6 protein-coding genes are annotated in these 5,695 nt (G+C 71.8%); 2 read left to right on the top strand and 4 right to left on the bottom strand.

The window, feature by feature from the left end:
* Positions 1 to 79 precede the first annotated feature (79 nt).
* The 4 genes from AB0B61_RS57330 to paaA all read right to left on the bottom strand — a co-directional run bounded on the left by AB0B61_RS57330 (position 80) and on the right by paaA (position 2,700).
* Positions 80 to 433: an iron-sulfur cluster assembly protein gene (locus tag AB0B61_RS57330; protein WP_358450794.1), complete on the bottom strand. Its 354-nt coding sequence runs from the start codon at positions 431 to 433 to the stop codon at positions 80 to 82.
* Entirely contained in the window at positions 430 to 1,347 is a 918-nt protein-coding gene (paaC, locus tag AB0B61_RS57325; protein ID WP_358450792.1) for a 1,2-phenylacetyl-CoA epoxidase subunit PaaC, read from the bottom strand. Before paaC ends, AB0B61_RS57330 begins: the two co-directional genes overlap by 4 nt.
* A 64-nt stretch (positions 1,348 to 1,411) precedes the next feature.
* Positions 1,412 to 1,705: a 1,2-phenylacetyl-CoA epoxidase subunit PaaB gene (paaB, locus tag AB0B61_RS57320; protein WP_358450789.1), complete on the bottom strand. Its 294-nt coding sequence runs from the start codon at positions 1,703 to 1,705 to the stop codon at positions 1,412 to 1,414.
* A complete protein-coding gene (paaA, locus tag AB0B61_RS57315) occupies positions 1,702 to 2,700 on the bottom strand; it encodes a 1,2-phenylacetyl-CoA epoxidase subunit PaaA (protein WP_358450786.1) in 999 nt (332 codons plus the stop codon). Before paaA ends, paaB begins: the two co-directional genes overlap by 4 nt.
* Before the next feature lie 171 nt (positions 2,701 to 2,871).
* Between paaA and paaZ the strand changes: the two genes are divergently transcribed.
* Complete coding sequence (gene paaZ, locus AB0B61_RS57310; protein ID WP_358450783.1) at positions 2,872 to 4,926, top strand: phenylacetic acid degradation bifunctional protein PaaZ; 2,055 nt, start codon at positions 2,872 to 2,874, stop codon at positions 4,924 to 4,926.
* Between the two features lies 1 nt (position 4,927).
* Positions 4,928 to 5,695, top strand: a 768-nt coding sequence (locus tag AB0B61_RS57305) for an enoyl-CoA hydratase/isomerase family protein (RefSeq protein WP_358450780.1), incomplete at its 3' end; no start/stop codon positions are given.

Genomic DNA, 5,695 nt, shown 5'->3' with positions numbered 1-5,695 from the left:
CCGCGGGCATGCTGTGGTCGGTACGCGGCGCGCTCTGGGAGATCAACGCCCGGCGGGCGGGGGGCGAGGAGGACGAGCGCTACTGGGCCCGGCCCCGCTCGGAGATCCAGTCGCTCGACCAGGGCGGGTCGAGCACGACGCGCACCTCGACGCGCGGGAATCCCGCGTCGTTCAACCGGTGGACCAGGTCGTCGCGCATGGTGCCCATGGCCGGGCAGCCGGTGTAGGTAGGGGTGATCGAGGCGACGACGATCTCGTCACCGTCCGTCGTCCGCTCGACGTCGACCCCGCGCAGCACGCCGAGGTCGGCGAGGGTCAGCATCGGCATCTCGGGATCACGCACCTGCCCGGCGAGCTCGGCGGCCCGCTCCCGGCTACTCACCGGCGCCCGCTCAGCCCCGGTGATCTCGACGGCGCGGTCTTGGGCGCTCACCAGCGCCCGCTCGGATGTGCGCGTGCGACCACCTGCATCTCGGCGAGCAAGTCGCTGAGGGCCTCGGTGTGCGTGCCATGTCGGCCCGTTCGTCCGCCGTCGTCCGCCAGGGGCGGAAGGTCCGGGCGGGCGACGCCGCTCATGGCGAACACCTGGTCGAGGACGCCGTCCACCTCACCACGGATGGTGGCGGGGTCGATGCCGACTCCGGTCCGCGCGAGCGAGAGCTCGACGGGGTGCGCGGCGACCAGTTCGGGCTGGTACGTCCACAGTTCGCCGAGGGCGCTGACGAGCCTGTGGCGCGACTCCTCGGTGCCCCGCGCCAGGGTGAGGAACCAGCGGGCCGCCCAGTCCCGGTGGTAGGTGAGCTCCTTGACGCCCTTGGCCGCCACGTGGGCCAGCACCGTGTCGGTGCTCGCGCGCAGCCGTTCCAGCAGCGCGAGCCGGGCCACCGAGAACAGCAGCAGGCGTACGACGACGTGCGCGAAGTCGCCGTTCGCCACCTCGGTGAGGCGTACGTTGCCGAACCGCCCGGCGTCACGGAAGAACGCCAGCGCGTCCTCCGCCGGCACCGGTGAGCCCTCAGGGAGGACGGGCACGACGCCGGGATCGGCGGCGGCCGCCCGCGCCAGGAGCAGGCGTGCCTGCCCGAGGAGGTCGAGGGCGATGTTCGCCAGGGCGATGTCCTCTTCGAGGTCCGGCGCCCGGCTGCACCACTCGGACAGGCGCTGCGACATGATCAGCGCGTCGTCGCCGAGCATGAGGCAGTACGCGGCGAGTTCGGCGTGGTCGACGCCGTCGGGCACCGTCGTGTCGACACCGGCCAGCGGGTCCTCGAAATCGGTGCCGAACGCCCACTGCGCGGAATCTCCGCCGATCAGGCCGTCGAAGACGCTGCCGTGGTCGTCGTTCATGGTGGTCCGCCTTCCGGACGTGTCGGTGGACTGGATAAGCAGGAGAGTGGTCGGCCGGGTCAGGTCACATGTGCGGCACGTTCGCGGGGATCTCGTAGAACGTCGGATGCCGGTAGACCTTGTCGCCGTTCGGCGCGAACAGCGGGTCCTTCTCGTCCGGGCTGGAGGCCGTGATGGCGTCGGCCCGGACGACCCAGATGCTCACGCCCTCGTTGCGCCGCGTGTAGACGTCGCGCGCGTGCCGCAGGGCCATCTCGTCGTCCGGAGCGTGCAGCGACCCGACATGAACGTGGTTGAGCCCGCGCTTGCCACGGACGAACACCTCGTAGAGCGGCCATTCCCGCCGGTCGGGGCTCATCGCGCACCGCCCTCGTCGGACGGGCCCACCGACGTCGAGCCGTTCGCTTCGGCGGATCGGTTCGCGAATGCCGATGCCGCCTCGCGTACCCAGGCGCCGTCCTCGTGGGCCGTGCGGCGGTGGCGCAGACGTTCGGCGTTGCACGGCCCGTCGCCGCGGATGACCGCGGTGAGCTCCGCCCAGTCCGGGTCGCCGAAGTCGTGGTGCCCGCGCTCCTCGTTCCAGCGCAGGTCGGGGTCCGGCAGCGTCACCCCGAGCGCGTCGGCCTGCGGGACCGTCATGTCGACGAAGCGTTGGCGCAGCTCGTCGTTGGAGTTGCGCTTGACGCCCCACGCCATCGACCGCGCGCTGTTGGGGGACTCGCCGTCCGGCGGCCCGAACATCATCAGCGACGGCCACCAGAACCGGTCGACCGACTCCTGGACCATGGCGCGCTGGGCGTCGGTGCCGCGCATCATCGTCATGAGCAGCTCGTAGCCTTGCCGCTGATGGAAGGACTCCTCCTTGCAGATGCGGATCATGGCGCGGCCGTACGGTCCATAAGACGTGCGGCAGAGCGGCACCTGGTTGCAGATCGCGGCTCCGTCGACGAGCCAGCCGATCGTGCCGACGTCGGCGTAGGACAGCGTCGGGTAGTTGAAGATCGAGGAGTATTTCTGCCGGCCGGCCAGCAGCAGCTCGGTCAGCTCGATGCGGGAGACGCCGAGGGTCTCGCACGCCGAGTACAGGTAGAGGCCGTGCCCGGCCTCGTCCTGCACCTTGGCCAGGAGGATCGCCTTACGGCGCAGGGATGGGGCGCGTCCGATCCAGGCGCCCTCGGGCTGCATGCCGATGATCTCGGAGTGCGCGTGCTGGGCGATCTGGCGTACGAGCGTCCTGCGGTAGTCGTCCGGCATCCAGTCGCGGGGCTCGATCCGGTCGTTACGCGCGATGGTCGCGTCGAACCCGGCCTGCAGCCGCTCCTCCAGTTCCGGCTCCGCCGGAGTCGTGGTCATCTTTCCTCCGAGACATCGGTGACAGCGGTCGTATTTACTTATCGCTCGGTCAGTAATACCATCGCATGGGTCGGGGGTCCCGCGCAACAGGTCGCGGTGACGGGGAATGTTCTAGAGGACCGATGCCCCCCGCCAACCGCAGAACCGCAGAAACCGTAGAGAGGAGACAGCGTGAGCGCGCTGCTGGAGAGCTACGCCGCAGGACGGTGGTTCCGGGCGGCGGACGACGGGCAACCTCTGCTCGACGCCGCCACGGGTGAGGAGGTCGCCCGAATCTCGAGCCGTGGGCTGGACGTCGCGGCGATGGTCCGGCACGCCCGGGACGTCGGCGGACCCGCGCTGCGATCCCTGACCTTCCACGAGCGGGCGGCGCTGCTCAAGGCGCTGGCCAAGCACCTGATCGCGCGGAAGGAGGAGCTCTACGCACTGTCCGTACGCACTGGAGCCACCTCGCGGGACACGATGGTCGACGTGGACGGCGGCATCGGCACCCTGTTCAGCTACGCGAGCAAGGGCGTTCGCGAGCTGCCGAACGACACGGTGTTCCTCGACGGCGGCCTCGAACGCCTGGGCAAGGGCGGCACCTTCGTCGGCCAGCACCTCTACACCTCGCGGCCGGGTGTCGCGGTGCAGATCAACGCCTTCAACTTCCCGGTCTGGGGCATGCTCGAGAAGCTGGCCCCGGCCTTCCTCGCCGGGCTGCCGTCGATCGTCAAGCCCGGGAGCCAGACCGCCTACCTCACCGAACTCGCCGTCCGGCTGATCATCGAGTCGGGCATCCTGCCGGAGGGGGCACTCCAGCTGGTCGCCGGCAGCGCGGGCGGGCTGCTCGACGAGCTGACGGTCCAGGACTCCGTCGCCTTCACCGGCTCGGCGCACACGGCGGGCGTCCTGCGCCGCCACCCGAACGTGCTCGACGGCGGCGTCCTGCTCGGCGTCGAGGCGGACTCGCTCAACTGCTCGATCCTCGGGCCGGACGTACTGCCGGACGATCCGGAGTTCGACCTGTTCGTCAAGGGCGTCGTCACCGAGATGACGGTCAAGGCGGGGCAGAAGTGCACGGCCATCCGCCGGGTGCTCGTACCCGAGGCGATGGCCGACCAGGTGATTGACGCGCTCACGGCGCGCCTGGCGAAGGTGAGCGTCGGCGACCCGCGCAACCCGGACGTGCGGATGGGCCCGCTGGCCGGCCTCGGCCAGCGCGACGAGGTGCGCAAGGCCGTCGAAGCGCTCACGGCGGGTGCCGAGGTGGTGTTCGGCGACCTCGGAGGCGCGGCCCTGCTCGACGGCGACCCCGAGCGCGGCGCCTTCATGACCCCGCTCGTGCTGCGCGCGCGTCCCGGCGCCGGCGAGCCGCACGACGTGGAGCCGTTCGGCCCGGTGAGCACCGTGCTCACCTATGACGGCGTCGAGGCGGCGGTCGCCCTCGCCGCCCGGGGCAAGGGGAGCCTCGTCGCCTCCGTCGTCACCCACGACCCGGAGGTCGCGCGGTCCGTCGTACTCGGGCTGGCGCCGTGGCACGGTCGCGTCCTCGTCCTGGACAGGGACGACGCCGGGGAGTCCACCGGGCACGGCTCGCCGCTGCCCGTCCTCGTCCACGGCGGCCCCGGCCGGGCCGGCAGCGGTGAGGAGCTCGGCGGCATCCGAGGGGTGCTGCACCACATGCAGCGCACCGCCGTACAGGCTTCCCCGGACCAGCTCACCGCGATCACCGGACGGTGGACGACGGGTTCCGCGCGCGTCGACTCCGGCGTACACCCCTTCCGGAAGTCCCTGGCGGAGTTGCGCGTGGGCGACACGATCGCCTCCGCGCCGCGTACGGTGACGCTCGCGGACGTCGAGCACTTCGCCGAGTTCACCGGGGACACCTTCTACGCGCACACCGACGCCGCCGCCGCCGCGCGGAACCCGCTGTTCGGTGGCATCGTCGCTCACGGGTACCTCGTCGTGTCCCTGGCCGCCGGGCTCTTCGTCGACCCGGCGCCCGGACCGGTCCTGGCGAACTTCGGCGTCGACGGACTGCGCTTCCTCACCCCGGTCAAGCCCGGCGACGCGATCGACGTGGCGCTGACCGTCAAGCAGATCACCCCGCGCGGCGGCGCGGACTACGGCGAGGTCCGCTGGGACGCCGTCGTGTCCAACCAGGACGGCCAGGCGGTCGCCACGTACGACGTGCTGACCCTCGTGGCGAAGACCTGGCCGGCGACGTCCACGCCGGAGGCCTGACATGTCCGGACCGAGCCAGGACGCGACCCCGGTCATCTCCGAGCGTGAAGCGACCTCGGTCACCGTCGAACGTGACGGGGCTGTGGCCGTTCTCACCCTGAACCGGCCGGATCGCCGCAACGCGCTGGACGCCGGAATGAAGACGGTGTTGCGCCGGGCGCTCGAGGAGGCCGCGTCCGACGACGCCGTCCGCGCCGTACTGCTGACCGGCGCGGGCAGCGCCTTCTGCGTCGGTCAGGACCTCGCCGAGCACGCGGCCGCCCTGCGCGCCGACGCGGCGCACGCGTTCGACACCGTCGAGGAGGACTACGCGCCGATCATCCGGCTCGTGGCCACGATGGGCAAGCCGGTCGTCGCGGCCGTCAACGGTACGTGCGTCGGCGCGGGGCTGGCTCTCGCGCTGGCCTGCGACCTGCGCGTCCTCGCCGAGGAGGCCGTCTTCGCGACGGCGTTCACCGGGATCGGGCTGACGTGCGACTCCGGACTGTCCACGACGCTCACCCGGGCGGTCGGCGAGGCCCGGGCCAAGGAGCTCGTCCTGCTCGGCGAGTCCTTCACCGCTCAGCAGGCCGTCGCGTGGGGGATCTCGGGCCGCGTGGTCCCACGAGCGGACGTCGGTATGGCGGGCCGTGAGCTCGCGGCCGGGCTCGCGGCCGGCCCGACCGCCGCGTACGCCGCGTCCAAGCGGCTGATCGCGCAGTCCTGGGACCTGGACCTCGGGACGGTACTCACGGCCGAGGCGCGCGCCCAGGCCCGGCTGGGCCTGGGC

The organism is Nonomuraea sp. NPDC049158 (assembly GCF_040648335.1).
Lineage (GTDB): Bacteria > Actinomycetota > Actinomycetes > Streptosporangiales > Streptosporangiaceae > Nonomuraea.
This window is presented reverse-complemented; position numbering and strand designations above follow the sequence as displayed.

Excerpts from the sequence above, each read along its gene's own strand:
- paaB (WP_358450789.1), bottom strand. The coding sequence starts at position 1,705 with ATGAGCCCCGACCGGCGGGAATGGCCGCTCTACGAGGTGTTCGTCCGT.
- paaA (WP_358450786.1), bottom strand. The coding sequence starts at position 2,700 with ATGACCACGACTCCGGCGGAGCCGGAACTGGAGGAGCGGCTGCAGGCC.
- paaC (WP_358450792.1), bottom strand. The coding sequence starts at position 1,347 with ATGAACGACGACCACGGCAGCGTCTTCGACGGCCTGATCGGCGGAGAT.